At 53.9% G+C, this 13211-nt stretch carries 15 protein-coding genes; 7 read left to right on the top strand and 8 right to left on the bottom strand.

Annotation, left to right across the window (positions count from 1 at the left end):
• Positions 1 to 91 precede the first annotated feature (91 nt).
• From ACOTYH_RS12275 to tilS, 3 genes are all read left to right on the top strand, one after another.
• The gene (locus tag ACOTYH_RS12275; RefSeq protein WP_015572729.1) at positions 92 to 2224 is read left to right on the top strand and encodes a lysine decarboxylase LdcC; all 2133 of its coding nucleotides are present in this window, start codon (positions 92 to 94) and stop codon (positions 2222 to 2224) included.
• 66 nt (positions 2225 to 2290) lie between these two features.
• Positions 2291 to 2680 carry a VOC family protein gene (locus ACOTYH_RS12270; protein WP_003856151.1) on the top strand — a complete coding sequence of 130 codons (390 nt, stop codon included), beginning with the start codon at positions 2291 to 2293 and terminating at the stop codon, positions 2678 to 2680.
• 58 nt (positions 2681 to 2738) lie between these two features.
• Positions 2739 to 4025 (top strand): tRNA lysidine(34) synthetase TilS, encoded by a 1287-nt coding sequence (tilS, locus tag ACOTYH_RS12265; RefSeq protein WP_086626542.1) that lies wholly within the window; start codon positions 2739 to 2741, stop codon positions 4023 to 4025.
• Between the two features lie 26 nt (positions 4026 to 4051).
• On the opposite strand, the gene rof is transcribed toward tilS, so the two are convergent.
• Positions 4052 to 4312 carry a Rho-binding antiterminator gene (gene rof / locus ACOTYH_RS12260; RefSeq protein WP_003856148.1) on the bottom strand — a complete coding sequence of 87 codons (261 nt, stop codon included), beginning with the start codon at positions 4310 to 4312 and terminating at the stop codon, positions 4052 to 4054.
• Positions 4299 to 4499 (bottom strand): YaeP family protein, encoded by a 201-nt coding sequence (locus ACOTYH_RS12255; protein ID WP_003856146.1) that lies wholly within the window; start codon positions 4497 to 4499, stop codon positions 4299 to 4301. Before ACOTYH_RS12255 ends, rof begins: the two co-directional genes overlap by 14 nt.
• Positions 4500 to 4694: 195 nt before the next feature.
• On the opposite strand from ACOTYH_RS12255, the gene ACOTYH_RS12250 reads away from it, so the two are divergent.
• From ACOTYH_RS12250 to nlpE, 3 genes are read left to right on the top strand one after another with little or no spacing between them, the layout of a single operon-like run.
• Complete coding sequence (locus tag ACOTYH_RS12250) at positions 4695 to 5240, top strand: YaeQ family protein (RefSeq protein WP_033486501.1); 546 nt, start codon at positions 4695 to 4697, stop codon at positions 5238 to 5240.
• Entirely contained in the window at positions 5237 to 5653 is a 417-nt protein-coding gene (arfB, locus tag ACOTYH_RS12245; protein WP_006810027.1) for an alternative ribosome rescue aminoacyl-tRNA hydrolase ArfB, read from the top strand. The genes ACOTYH_RS12250 and arfB overlap by 4 nt, the downstream gene beginning before the upstream one ends.
• 39 nt (positions 5654 to 5692) lie before the next feature.
• Positions 5693 to 6391, top strand: coding sequence for an envelope stress response activation lipoprotein NlpE (gene nlpE, locus ACOTYH_RS12240; RefSeq protein WP_017383734.1), 699 nt, complete (start codon positions 5693 to 5695; stop codon positions 6389 to 6391).
• A gap of 45 nt (positions 6392 to 6436) precedes the next feature.
• Here the strand turns inward: nlpE and proS are convergent, their stop codons facing one another.
• The 6 genes from proS to metN all read right to left on the bottom strand — a co-directional run bounded on the left by proS (position 6437) and on the right by metN (position 12016).
• Positions 6437 to 8155, bottom strand: a complete 1719-nt coding sequence (gene proS, locus ACOTYH_RS12235; protein WP_032647317.1) for a proline--tRNA ligase — start codon at positions 8153 to 8155, stop codon at positions 6437 to 6439.
• Between the two features lie 112 nt (positions 8156 to 8267).
• Positions 8268 to 8975, bottom strand: coding sequence for a tRNA (N6-threonylcarbamoyladenosine(37)-N6)-methyltransferase TrmO (gene tsaA, locus ACOTYH_RS12230; RefSeq protein ID WP_015572734.1), 708 nt, complete (start codon positions 8973 to 8975; stop codon positions 8268 to 8270).
• A complete protein-coding gene (gene rcsF, locus ACOTYH_RS12225) occupies positions 8972 to 9376 on the bottom strand; it encodes an Rcs stress response system protein RcsF (protein WP_015572735.1) in 405 nt (134 codons plus the stop codon). The genes tsaA and rcsF overlap by 4 nt, the downstream gene beginning before the upstream one ends.
• 106 nt (positions 9377 to 9482) lie before the next feature.
• The gene (gene metQ / locus ACOTYH_RS12220) at positions 9483 to 10298 is read right to left on the bottom strand and encodes a methionine ABC transporter substrate-binding lipoprotein MetQ (protein WP_003856132.1); all 816 of its coding nucleotides are present in this window, start codon (positions 10296 to 10298) and stop codon (positions 9483 to 9485) included.
• A gap of 40 nt (positions 10299 to 10338) precedes the next feature.
• Positions 10339 to 10992, bottom strand: a complete 654-nt coding sequence (locus ACOTYH_RS12215; protein WP_003856130.1) for a methionine ABC transporter permease MetI — start codon at positions 10990 to 10992, stop codon at positions 10339 to 10341.
• The gene (metN, locus tag ACOTYH_RS12210; RefSeq protein ID WP_006810022.1) at positions 10985 to 12016 is read right to left on the bottom strand and encodes a methionine ABC transporter ATP-binding protein MetN; all 1032 of its coding nucleotides are present in this window, start codon (positions 12014 to 12016) and stop codon (positions 10985 to 10987) included. Before metN ends, ACOTYH_RS12215 begins: the two co-directional genes overlap by 8 nt.
• Positions 12017 to 12204: 188 nt before the next feature.
• Here metN and gmhB point away from each other — a divergent pair, with 188 nt between their 5' ends.
• Positions 12205 to 12771: a D-glycero-beta-D-manno-heptose 1,7-bisphosphate 7-phosphatase gene (gmhB, locus tag ACOTYH_RS12205; RefSeq protein ID WP_047740772.1), complete on the top strand. Its 567-nt coding sequence runs from the start codon at positions 12205 to 12207 to the stop codon at positions 12769 to 12771.
• The last annotated feature ends 440 nt before the right edge of the window (positions 12772 to 13211 follow it).

Raw genomic sequence — 13211 nt, 5'->3', positions numbered from 1 at the left:
TTATTCTAAAAGCCGCACATTGTTGCGGCTTTTTTTATACCTGCCGTTTACCTTAACTATGCTTATCTGATGTTTTTCAAGGAGGTAAACCATGAACATCATTGCCATCATGGGGCCACACGGCGTCTTTTATAAAGACGAACCCATCAAGGAGCTGGAGCAAGCCCTTAAAGCACGTGGATACCAGCTGATCTGGCCGCAAAACAGCGCCGACCTGCTGAAATTTATCGAACACAATCCGCGCATCTGTGGCGTGATATTCGACTGGGACGAATACGACATGGAGTTGTGCAGCGATATCAATAAGCTCAACGAATATCTTCCGCTGTATGCGTTTATCAACACTCACTCGACCATGGACGTGAGCGCGCATGATATGCGTATGGCGCTGTGGTTCTTCGAATACTCACTCGGCGTTGCCGAGGACATTGCGACCCGCATTCAGCAGTACACCGGTGAATACCTCGATAACATCACACCGCCGTTCACACGCGCGCTGTTCACCTATGTGAATGAAGGGAAGTACACCTTCTGTACGCCAGGCCACATGGCGGGAACAGCCTATCAAAAAAGCCCGGTGGGATGTCTGTTCTACGATTTCTTTGGCGGTAACACGCTGAAGGCGGATGTGTCGATTTCGGTCACCGAGTTAGGCTCTCTGCTGGATCATACCGGCCCGCATCTGGAAGCCGAAGAGTACATCGCCCGGACCTTTGGCGCCGAACAAAGCTACATGGTGACCAACGGTACCTCAACCTCGAACAAAATCGTCGGGATGTACGCCGCGCCTGCCGGCAGTACGCTGCTGATTGACCGCAACTGCCATAAATCACTGGCGCATTTGCTGATGATGAGCGACGTAGTGCCGCTCTGGCTGTCGCCTACGCGTAATGCGCTGGGTATTCTCGGCGGCATTCCTCGCCGTGAATTCGCGCATGAAGCCATTGAAAATAAGATCGCGGCGATCCCCGAGGCAAGCTGGCCTGTGCATGCGGTGATCACCAACTCCACCTATGACGGGCTGCTTTACAACACGAACTGGATCAAGCAGACGTTGGACGTGCCGTCGATCCACTTTGACTCCGCGTGGGTGCCTTACACCAATTTCCACCCGATTTACTCGGGTAAAAGTGGGATGAGCGGCGAGCGGGTGCCGGGCAAGGTGTTCTTCGAAACGCAGTCGACGCACAAAATGCTGGCCGCGTTTTCCCAGGCGTCTCTTATTCACATCAAGGGCGAGTACGACGAGGACACCTTCAACGAAGCCTTTATGATGCACACGACCACGTCGCCGAGCTACCCGCTGGTGGCGTCCATCGAAACGGCGGCGGCGATGCTGCGCGGTAATCCGGGTAAACGCCTGATCAATCGTTCGGTGGAACGGGCGCTGCATTTCCGAAAAGAGGTTCAGCGACTTAAAGATGAAGCGGACGGCTGGTTCTTTGATATCTGGCAGCCGGAAGAGATTGATGAGGCAGAATGCTGGCCCGTCGCGCCGGGGGAGAGCTGGCACGGTTTTCGGGATGCCGATGCGGACCACATGTTCCTCGATCCGGTTAAGGTGACGATCCTGACGCCGGGCATGGATGAGCAGGGCGTGATGGGTGAGGAAGGGATCCCGGCTGCACTGGTGGCGAAGTTCCTTGATGAGCGCGGCGTGGTGGTGGAGAAAACCGGCCCCTATAATTTGCTGTTCCTGTTCAGCATCGGGATAGATAAAACCCGCGCGATGGGGCTGTTGCGCGGACTGATGGAGTTTAAGCGTGCATATGATCTGAACCTGCGGGTAAAGAATATGCTGCCGGATCTCTACGCGGAAGATCCTGACTTCTATCGCAATATGCGTATTCAGGATCTGGCCCAGGGGATCCACAGGCTGATCCGCCAGCACGATCTGCCGCGCCTGATGTTGCAGGCATTTGATGTTCTGCCTGAAATGAAGCTGACGCCGCACAGGGCGTGGCAGCGCCAGGTGAAAGGGGAGGTTGAAACCGTTGAGCTGGAAAACCTGGTCGGGCGGGTATCGGCCAACATGATCCTGCCTTATCCGCCGGGCGTGCCGCTGCTGATGCCGGGTGAAATGATCACCGAGGAGAGCCGGGCGGTGCTCGATTTCCTGCTGATGCTCTGTTCGGTAGGGCGCCACTATCCGGGCTTTGAAACGGACATTCATGGCGCGAAACGCGATGATAACGGCGTGTACTGGGTGAGAGTCCTAAAATAAAAGGGTCTGCTTGCCAGGGGCGGGTTGTCGGTTGTAACGTTCAGGGCATCATAAAAAGGAGAAACTATGCTGGGTTTAAAAGCGGTTCATCATATTGCGATCATTGCCACCGATTACGCGAAAAGTAAGGCATTCTACTGCGACGTTCTCGGCTTTACGCTGTTGAGCGAGGCCTACCGTGAGGAGCGCGACTCCTGGAAAGGCGATCTGGCGTTAAACGGACAATATGTGATTGAACTGTTCTCTTTTCCTTTCCCTCCAGCGCGTCCTTCACGCCCGGAAGCCTGCGGCCTGCGCCACCTGGCCTTCAGCGTCGATGACCTGGACAGCGCGGTAAAACATCTGGAAGCCCACGGCGTGGCCTGTGAAGCGATTCGTGTCGATCCCTTTACCGATAAACGTTTCACTTTTTTCAACGATCCGGACGGCCTGCCGCTGGAGCTTTACCAGCAGTAATCGCCGTCATGTGTGATAATGCCCGTTCAGTTCGGGCATTTTTTATGTGTAATTTCCTATGACCTTACCCGCTATCGCGCACGCCGTTTCACCCTACCGCCAGCTGCTGGTGGGGTTCAGCGGTGGCCTGGATTCCACCGTTTTGCTGCACCGCCTTAAGCTCTGGCGCGACCGTGAGCCTGACGTCCAGCTGCGGGCGATGCATATCCATCACGGCTTAAGCCCCCATGCCGACGACTGGGTAGCGCACTGCGAAGCGGTGTGTTCAGGGTGGGCGATCCCGCTGATCGTTGAACGCGTCACGCTTGAGGATGAGGGGCTGGGTATTGAGGCGCAGGCGCGGAAAGCCCGCTACGCCGCGTTTTCCGGCGCATTACAGCAAGGGGAAGCGTTGGTCACCGCGCAGCATCTGGACGACCAGTGCGAGACGTTTTTACTGGCGCTCAAGAGGGGCAGCGGGCCTGCGGGGTTATCTGCCATGCCTGAGCGCGCAGATTTTGCTGAAACAGAGCTCATCCGCCCGCTGCTGGGTGAGACGCGCGCATCACTGGAAGCCTGGGCGCAGCAGCATCATCTGTGCTGGATTGAAGACGAGAGCAATCAGGACGACAGTTACGACCGTAACTTCCTGCGCCTGCGCGTCTTACCGCTGCTGAGTGAGCGCTGGGCGCATTTTTCCGAAGCGGCGGCCAGAAGCGCCATGCTGTGTGCTGAACAGGAAAGCTTGCTGGATGAGTTGCTGAGCGAGGAGCTGGATACGCTGACTACCGCTGACGGTGCCCTGAACATTGCGCCGTTGATGGTGATGAGCCCCGTGCGTCGGGCTGCTCTGATTCGCCGCTGGCTGGCTTACCACCGTGCGGTTATGCCCTCCCGGGCGATGCTCACCCGTATCTGGGAGGAAGTTGCACAGGCGAGGGAAGATGCCGCCCCGTGTATACACCTGAATGGTTATAACGTCAGGCGCTATAAAGGGCAACTCTGGTGGGTAAAATCTATGCCGTCGCTGGCTGACGCTGTGCTCGACTGGCCGTCGCCGGAAAAAGCATTAACGCTACCGATGAATGCCGGTGTCGTTGCGTTAAGCCATTCGGGCAATGTGCGTCTACCTGAGCCGGACGAGAACGTCACTATACGCTTCAGGGCCAGCGGCATGCTGCATATCGTCGGGCGTAACGGCGGGCGTAAGCTGAAGAAAATCTGGCAGGAACAGAACGTTCCGCCCTGGCGACGTGATACCACGCCGCTTCTGTTTTACGGCGACACGCTCATCGCGGCGGCAGAGGTGTTCATCACTGAAGAGGGGTGGGCTGAAGCGGGTGTTAATTTTGAATGGAAAGCGTAACGGGCAGCATGGCTGCCCGTTGGTTATCAGGATTCGCTCACCACAACGGTGCCGATTTCCGGATGGCTGAAACTGGCAATTTTGTCGAGGCGTAGCTCACGCGTTGCACCTGCATCTTCCACAACCAGGTATTCCACATTTTTACGGGAAACCAGATCGCTGGCCTTTGCCTTTAGCACTTCGCCATCTTTTAACTCCAGCGTCAGTATTAAATGATGCTGGCAGGCGAGTTCGAGGTTGTCATAGTCATCACAATTGATGGGTTGATAGGTATCATTCATCGACATAATCGCTCACCAGTAAATTCGCCGCAGCATACGCTGCTTTTTCCCTGACCGATTCAGAAAGGCTCTCATCAGAGGCCACTTCATTTAGCACGTTCAATACACAGCCCAACGCATCCGGAATGTACCCCAGATCTCCGCTGGCGATCTCCGCATACCGTCTGCGAATCAACTCACAATAATTATTCACATCACCTCCTGCCAGCGTACTGACTTACTGTGAGATATCATTAAGCCTACGAAGTTAAACTCGGTTTAGCAAGGTGACTATACCATACTCATTTAAGCAATATCAGCGCCTTGATAAGAGGGCGCCACCACCTCGTAACAGCCTTTTGCCGCGGTTTTCGCTACAATGTATGCCTGATTCGAAAGGAGTTCTCTCATGGCGCTGAAAGCGACAATTTATAAAGCTGTGGTCAATGTGGCGGATCTTGACCGTAACCAGTTTCTGGATGCGTCATTGACGCTGGCGCGTCACCCTTCTGAAACCCAGGAGCGCATGATGCTGCGCCTGCTGGCGTGGATTAAGTATGCCGACGAGCGTCTGCAATTTACCCGTGGTTTAAGCGCGGAAGATGAACCGGAAGCCTGGCTGCGCAACGATCATCTGGGTATCGATTTATGGATTGAGCTTGGCCTGCCGGATGAACGCCGGATCAAAAAGGCCTGTACCCAGTCTGCTGAAGTGGCGTTGTTTGCCTACAACCAGAGAGCGGCGGAGATCTGGTGGCAACAAAATAAAAATAAATGTGCGCAGTTCAAAAATCTTACCGTCTGGTATCTGGATGATGAACAGCTGGCGCAGCTGAGTGCGTTCGCCAGCCGGACGATGGCGCTACAGGCGACGATTCAGGACGGCGCCATCTGGCTTTCCGGTTCTCAGAATAATCTGGAAATTCATCTCGCGGCCTGGCAGCCCGCATCATGATTGTATTGTCCCGAAACGTCAGCATCCCTGATAACGAGCTGGAGATCACCGCCATCCGGGCCCAGGGAGCAGGGGGGCAGCACGTTAACAAGGCCTCAACGGCTATCCATTTGCGCTTTGACATTCGGGCCTCCAGCCTGCCAGAGTATTATAAAGAAAGCCTGCTTGCCGCCAGCCATCACCTGATCACCAGCGAGGGTGTGATGGTGATTAAAGCGCAGGAGTATCGCAGCCAGGAGCTTAACCGGGAAGCGGCAATAGCCCGGCTGGTCGCGGTCATTAAAGAGCTGACGGCTGTACAAAAAAGTCGCCGGGCAACACGTCCAACGCGGGCATCGAAAGAACGTCGGTTGTCATCGAAGGCGCAGAAATCCACTGTAAAATCACTGCGTGGCAAAGTCCGTCACCCATAATGTGACGAAAGGGATACCCTTTTTCATAAGGAAAGTATTGTGAAAAAAGCATTATTATCAGCGCTGGCCGTGACAAGCCTGTTCGCGCTTTTTGGCTGTAATAACCGTTCAGAAACGCAGGTACTACAGCCAACGCAAAATGAAGAATTAAAGCCGATGCAGCAAAGCTGGCGCGGCGTATTACCGTGTGCAGATTGCGAGGGCATCGAAACCTCTCTGTTCCTGCAAAAAGATGGCACCTGGGTCATGAACCAGCGTTACCAGGGGGCGAAAGAACCGTCTTCTTTTGCATCTTACGGAACATGGGCGCGTACGGCTGAGAAGCTGGTATTGACGGATACCACGGGCGATAAAACCTTCTTCCGCGCCAAAGGCGAGGGGATGGAGATGCTCGATCGCGAAGGCAATCCGATTGAATCCCAGTTCAACTACACGTTGGCCCCGGTGAAAGCGACCCTGCCAGCCACCCCAATGGCGATGCGAGGGATGTATTTCTACATGGCGGATGCGGCGATCTTCACTGACTGTGCAACCGGGAAGAAAGTCAGCGTGGCGAACAATGCCCAGTTGGAGCGAGACTATGCCGTCGCGCGCGGCAACGACAGTAAGCCAGTGTTGCTGACGGTTGAAGGGCATTTTACGCTGGAGCCAAACCCGGATAGCGGCGAGCTGGTGAAAACGCTGGTGGCAGATAAAGATGCGAAGTTTGCTGCGGGGAAAGACTGCGAAAGCAAATAAGATATAGCCATTAAAAAACCCCGCACTGGCGGGGTTTTTTGTTTCTTAACCTTTGATGGCTTTCACCAGGTAATCAAGAATATCTCCCGTCTTGATCATCTGTTTTTCGCCGTTGCGACGGTATTTGTATTCAATCTCGTCGCTGTCGAGGTTACGGTCGCCAATGACGATGGTGTGTGGAATACCGATCAGTTCCATGTCAGCAAACATCACGCCAGGACGCTCTTTACGGTCATCCATCAGCACGTCGATACCTTTCGCGCTCAGCTCAGCGTAGAGTTTCTCAGCCAGCTCCTGCACGCGGTAAGACTTGTGCATGTTCATTGGCAGGATCGCCACCTGGAACGGCGCGATGTTATCCGGCCAGACGATTCCGCGTTCGTCATAGTTCTGCTCGATAGCGGCAGCAACAACGCGCGTTACGCCAATGCCGTAGCAGCCCATGGTCAGAACCTGGTTACGGCCATCTTCGCCCTGAACGGCAGCGTTCATTGCGCGCGAGTACTTATCGCCCAGCTGGAAGATGTGGCCTACTTCGATACCGCGTTTGATCATCAGGGTACCCTTGCCGTCCGGGCTTGGATCGCCTGCGACCACGTTACGGATGTCAGCCACTTCCGGCGTCGCCACGTCACGATCCCAGTTGATGCCGAAGTAGTGTTTACCGTCGATGTTTGCGCCCGCAGCGAAGTCACTCATCGCCGCAACGGTGCGGTCAATGATCACCGGAACAGGCATGTTCACCGGACCCAGAGAACCAGGACCTGCATTCACCACGGCGCGGATCTCCGCTTCCGTTGCGAAGGTCAGCGGGCTGGCAACCTGCGGCAGCTTCTCGGCTTTCACTTCGTTCAGCTCGTGATCGCCTCGTACCAGCAGGGCAACCAGTGGATAAGCGCTACCTTCAGCCGATTTCACCAGCAGGGTTTTCACGGTTTTTTCGATCGGCAGAGTAAACTGCTCAACCAGCTCGGCGATAGTTTTCGCGTTTGGCGTATCAACCAGCGTCATCTCTTGCGTTGCCGCGCCGCGTGGTTCTTTCGGTGCCAGCGCTTCTGCAAATTCGATGTTCGCGGCGTAATCAGAGGAGTCAGAGAAGATCACATCGTCTTCGCCGCTCTGCGCCAGAACCTGGAATTCATGGGAGGCGCTACCGCCGATTGAACCGGTATCAGCCTGTACAGCACGGAAATCCAGCCCCATGCGGGAGAAGATTTTACTGTAGGCCGCGTACATTTTGTCGTAGGTCTCTTGCAGCGATTCCTGAGAAGTATGGAAAGAGTAAGCATCTTTCATCAGGAACTCGCGAGAACGCATGACGCCAAAGCGTGGACGCACTTCGTCACGGAACTTAGTCTGGATCTGGAAGAAGTTCAGCGGCAGCTGTTTGTAAGAGCTCAGCTCGTTACGGATCAGATCGGTGATCACTTCTTCATGCGTTGGACCGAGAACGAATGGACGATCGCCACGATCGGCAATACGCAGCAGTTCAGGACCGTACTGCTCCCAGCGACCGCTCTCCTGCCACAGTTCAGAGGGCTGAACGACCGGCATTAACACCTCGATAGCACCGGCGTTGTTCATCTCTTCACGCACGATGTTTTCGACTTTTTTCAGGACGCGCACGCCGGTCGGCAGCCAGGTGTATAACCCGGAGGCCAGCTTGCGGATCATCCCGGCGCGCAGCATCAGCTGGTGGCTGATCACCTCGGCGTCGGCAGGTGTCTCCTTCAGAGTGGAGAGCAGATATTGGCTAGTACGCATGTTGTTACGGTTCCATTTCGACGATTGGAACAGGCTGAAACACCAGCCTGACACAAAAAAAGTGGTTTAGTTTACCAGTGTGGCAAAGATGCCAAAAGAGAGGAGAACAAAATTACCTGGGTTCCAGGGCAAACACTTCAAAACCCGCCGCAGTCACGCGCCAGCGCACGTTAAAGTCCAGCAGCCAGACGGCGTACGTATTCCCGGCTTCCTCTTCTTTGCGGTAGGCGGGACGGGGGTCCTGGGCCAGCACTTCAACGATAAAGTCACGCAGGCGAGGATAACGCTTTTCCAGCTCGCTGATTTGCGTCGTTATTTCAGACGTGAAGTGAACCGGCATATCTGCCTGCGGTGCGTCCTGAGCATAGCTTGCTCGGGCATCCGGCAGCGCTTCGGCGAAGGGCAGGTAAGGCTTAATATCTATGACCGGCGTGCCATCAACCAGGTCAAGGCTACCTAACTCCAGGATCACCTGATCTTTCTGACAACGTATGCCTTTCAGCTCGACCAGCGACATCCCGATGGGGTTGGGACGAAAGGTTGAGCGGGTGGCAAAGACACCCATTCTGGCATTTCCGCCCAGACGAGGCGGACGCACGGTGGGACGCCAGCCGCCTTCCATGGTCTGGTGAAACACAAAGACCACCCATAAATGGCTGAACGCCTCAAGCCCGCGCACTGCATCGGCCTGATTATACGGCGCCACAAGATGAAGCTCGCCGCCGCCGTTAATGACCAGACCCGGCTGACGCGGCACGGCGAACTTTTCTTTATAAGGGGAGCGGATAACGCCTATCTGCTCGAACTGAAATGAACTCATTTCGCCGTAATGTTAAGCGCAGAACCGATACATACCGCCTGGCGATAGCAACCTGGTGTGCCGCTGGTGACTTCGCAGCTGTGCAGCAGCACCGCGTTGGCTTTCATTTTCGACGCGTTGATTTGCATACGCTTGCGGGCTGTCGGAATATTGGGTGGGGAGTCCTGATTCGTTGCCTGGCAGGATTCGCCGCTCACTTCGCCCAGTTCACGGAATGGCTTACCGACCAGCTCGTCGGCTTTGGTAATAATACGTACCGGCGCAGCGCGAGGCGCTTTCGGTTTTGCTGGCTCCGCTTTTGGCGGGGTTGCAGTGCTTTGAACAGGTTCAACAGGAGATCTGCTTAGCATAGAACAGCCGCTCAGCATCAGTGCTAAAAAACAGATCGGTAAAGCACGCATAATAATTCCTCAGTGGATAATCAAAACGTCAGATATTGAAGCAGTTGACCGCACAAATGACAAGACGGGCAAATGCCCGTCTTGATGATATTACACTGCCGGGAGATTACCAGCCTTTAACCGCGCCGCCGTTAAACACCTTATTGGCTTCCTGGTACACTTCTTCAGACTGATATGCCTGTATGAATTTCTTCACATTCTCCGCGTCTTTGTTGTCTTCGCGAGTCACGATCAGGTTGACGTACGGGGAATCTTTATCTTCAACGAAGATGCCATCTTTCGCTGGGGTCAGGCCGATCTGGCTGGCGTAAGTGGTGTTGATCACGGCCAGGGCGATCTGCGCATCGTCCAGAGAACGTGGCAGCTGTGGTGCTTCCAGCTCAACAATTTTCAGATTTTTCGGGTTTTCGGTTACGTCCAGAACGGTCGGTAACAAGCCAACGCCTTCTTTCAGTTTAATCAGGCCCACTTTCTGTAGCAGAAGCAGGGAACGGCCAAGGTTGGTTGGGTCGTTAGGGACGGCAACCTGTGAACCCGGCTGGAGTTCATCCAGAGATTTAATTTTCTTGGAGTAACCGGCAATCGGGTAAACGAAGGTGTTACCGACAGCAACCAGTTTGTAGCCGCGATCTTTGATCTGCTGATCCAGGTACGGTTTATGCTGGAAGGCGTTAGCGTCAATGTCGCCTTTGCTCAGCGCTTCGTTCGGCAGAACGTAATCGTTGAAGGTCACCAGTTCAACGTCCAGGCCATATTTCTCTTTAGCGATTTTCTGCGCGGCCTCAGCAACCTGCTGTTCTGCACCGACGATAACGCCTACTTTGATGTGGTTTGGATCTTTTTCGTCCTGACCGCAACCCACCAGTGCCAGCGAGCCAATCAGTGCGCCTACTGCTGCGAAGGTCTTAAATTTAAACGCCATGTTATATCCTTAACTCGTCGAGTTTGTGTTGTTTGTAACGTTATTTATGCGTAACAGCCCGGACGATACGATCGCCAGAGAATTGAATTAAGTAAACCAGCACAACCAGCAATACCAGAACGGTATTCATTACGGTAGCGTTATAGCCAATATAGCCGTACTGATATCCAATCTGGCCTAAACCGCCAGCACCTACGGCACCTCCCATTGCGGAATAACCGACCAGGGTGATAAGCGTGATGGTTGCTGCGTTCACCAGCCCAGGCAGCGCCTCTGGCAGCAGAACTTTGCGAACGATCTGCATTGGCGTCGCACCCATAGCGCGGGAAGCTTCGATCAGGCCGGTTGGGATTTCCAGCAGGGCGTTTTCCACCATACGGGCGATAAACGGTGCCGCGCCTACGGTCAGCGGGACAATAGCTGCCTGCAAACCAATCGACGTCCCGACGATCACGCGCGTAAACGGAATCATCCACACCAGCAGAATAATGAACGGAATAGACCGGAAAATGTTCACCAGCGCAGAGAGCGTGCGATACAGCTTCGCGTTTTCAATAATTTGACCCGGTCGCGTAACGTACAGCAGCACGCCGACCGGCAGCCCAATCACAAAACCAAAGAAGCCCGATACGAAGGTCATTGCCAGCGTTTCCCAAACGCCGCGAACCAGTAGCCACATCATCGGCTCAGACATAACCCAGTACCTCTACTTTTACGTGATGTTCTTGCAGCCAGGCAATTGCCGCCTGGGTTTCTTCCTGTGTGCCGTGCATTTCCGTCAGCATAATGCCGAACTTCACGCCACCGGCGTAGTCCATCTGCGCGCTAATAATGTTGTTATTCACGTTAAAGCGACGCGCGGTTTCGGACAGCAGCGGTGCGTCAACGGACTGGCCCGTGAACTCCATGCGCAGCATCGGGACGCTGTCAGGCGTTGCGTCTGTTTTTAAACGTTCCAGATAATCTTCCGGAATATCCAGATGCAGTGTGGACTGAATGAACTGCTGAGCCAGCGGCGTTTTCGGGTGCGAGAAGACTTCACTCACCGTGTCCTGCTCAATCAGCTCACCGTTGCTGATGACCGCCACGCAGTCGCAGATGCGTTTCACTACATCCATTTCATGCGTAATAAGGAGAATCGTCAGGCCCAGGCGACGGTTAATGTCTTTTAACAGTTCCAGAATAGAGCGCGTAGTGGCCGGGTCTAACGCGCTGGTGGCTTCATCGCACAGCAGCACCTTAGGATTGCTTGCCAGCGCGCGGGCAATGGCCACACGCTGTTTTTGCCCACCGGACAGATTTGCCGGGTAGCTATCATGCTTGTCGCCCAGACCAACAAGGTCGAGCAGTTCGGTGACGCGACGCGTAACTTCTTCTTTCGGCGTGTTATCCAGTTCAAGCGGCAGGGCAACATTGCCGAACACGGTGCGGGATGCCAGCAGGTTAAAGTGCTGGAAAATCATGCCAATCTGGCGACGCGCTTTGGTGAGTTCTTTTTCTGAGAGAGCGGTAAGCTCCTGACCGCCAACTTCTACGCTGCCCTGGGTTGGGCGCTCAAGCAGGTTAACACAACGGATCAGCGTACTTTTACCCGCACCCGATGCGCCAATGACGCCATAAATCTGACCAGCAGGCACATGCAGGCTGACGTTGTTCAGCGCCTGAATGGTTCGGTTCCCCTGCTGGAACACTTTGGTGATATTGGAAAGTTTAATCATTAGATTATTTTTATCGTAAGTAAGTTAGCCGTGGCATTTTCTTCTGCCAGATACGGGGAATGACCGTAAACAAAATGGATGTTAAGGCATCCAGACGTCTAAATCAATCCACCTCTGTGCGATGAGCACTTTATTGCGCTGCGATTCATGAGATACTAGCTGAACAAGACTTTTTCAGGAGCAAACCGGTGGCAAAATCTGTACCCGCAATTTTTCTCGATCGTGACGGCACTATTAATGTGGATCACGGTTACGTCCATGAGATTGATGAGTTCGAATTTATCGAGGGCGTAATAGATGCCATGCGCCAGTTGAAAGAGATGGGCTATGCGCTGGTGGTGGTAACTAACCAGTCCGGTATCGCCCGGGGTAAATTCACCGAAGCGCAGTTCGAGACGCTGACGGAATGGATGGACTGGTCTCTGGCCGATCGTGGCGTCGATCTTGATGGCATCTATTATTGTCCGCATCACCCGCAGGGAAGTGTAGAGGCGTATCGTCAGACCTGTGATTGCCGTAAGCCACACCCGGGCATGTTTATCTCTGCACAGGAATTCCTGCACATTGATATGGCCGCATCTTATATGGTGGGCGATAAACTGGAAGATATGCAGGCAGCAGCGGCGGCAGGTGTAGGTACCAAAGTATTAGTGCGTACCGGTAAACCGGTCACCCCAGAAGCAGAAAATGCAGCCGACTGGGTGATAACGAGTCTGGCAGAACTGCCAAAAGAGATTAAAAAGCACCAAAATTAGGCGTTTTGGCGAAAAGGTGAGCGGTTGAAATAAAAATGCATTTTTCCGCTTGTCATTCCTCGGCGGCTCCCTATAATGCGCCTCCATCGACACGGCGGATGTGAATCACTTCACAGACAACCCGGTCGGTTGAAGAGAAAAAATCCTGAAATAACGGGTTGACTCTGAGAGAGGAAAGCGTAATATACGCCACCTCGCGACAGAGCGCTGAAGCGCGTCGCAACTGCTCTTTAACAATTTATCAGACAATCTGTGTGGGCACTCAAAGTGACATGGATTCTTAATGTCTTCGGACACTAAATGAATACCAAGTCTCAACGAGTGAACACGTAATTCATTACGAAGTTCTTTTCTTTAGAAATAAAGAAACATTGAGCATCAAACTTTTAAATTGAAGAGTTTGATCATGGCTCAGATTGAACGCTGGCGGCAGGCCTAAC

This window comes from Enterobacter cloacae complex sp. SHL001, assembly GCF_049236825.1.
GTDB classification, from domain to species: Bacteria; Pseudomonadota; Gammaproteobacteria; order Enterobacterales; family Enterobacteriaceae; genus Enterobacter; species Enterobacter hormaechei_C.
The sequence above is the reverse complement of the archived record's forward strand: the minus strand, read 5'-3'. Positions and strand labels throughout refer to the sequence as shown.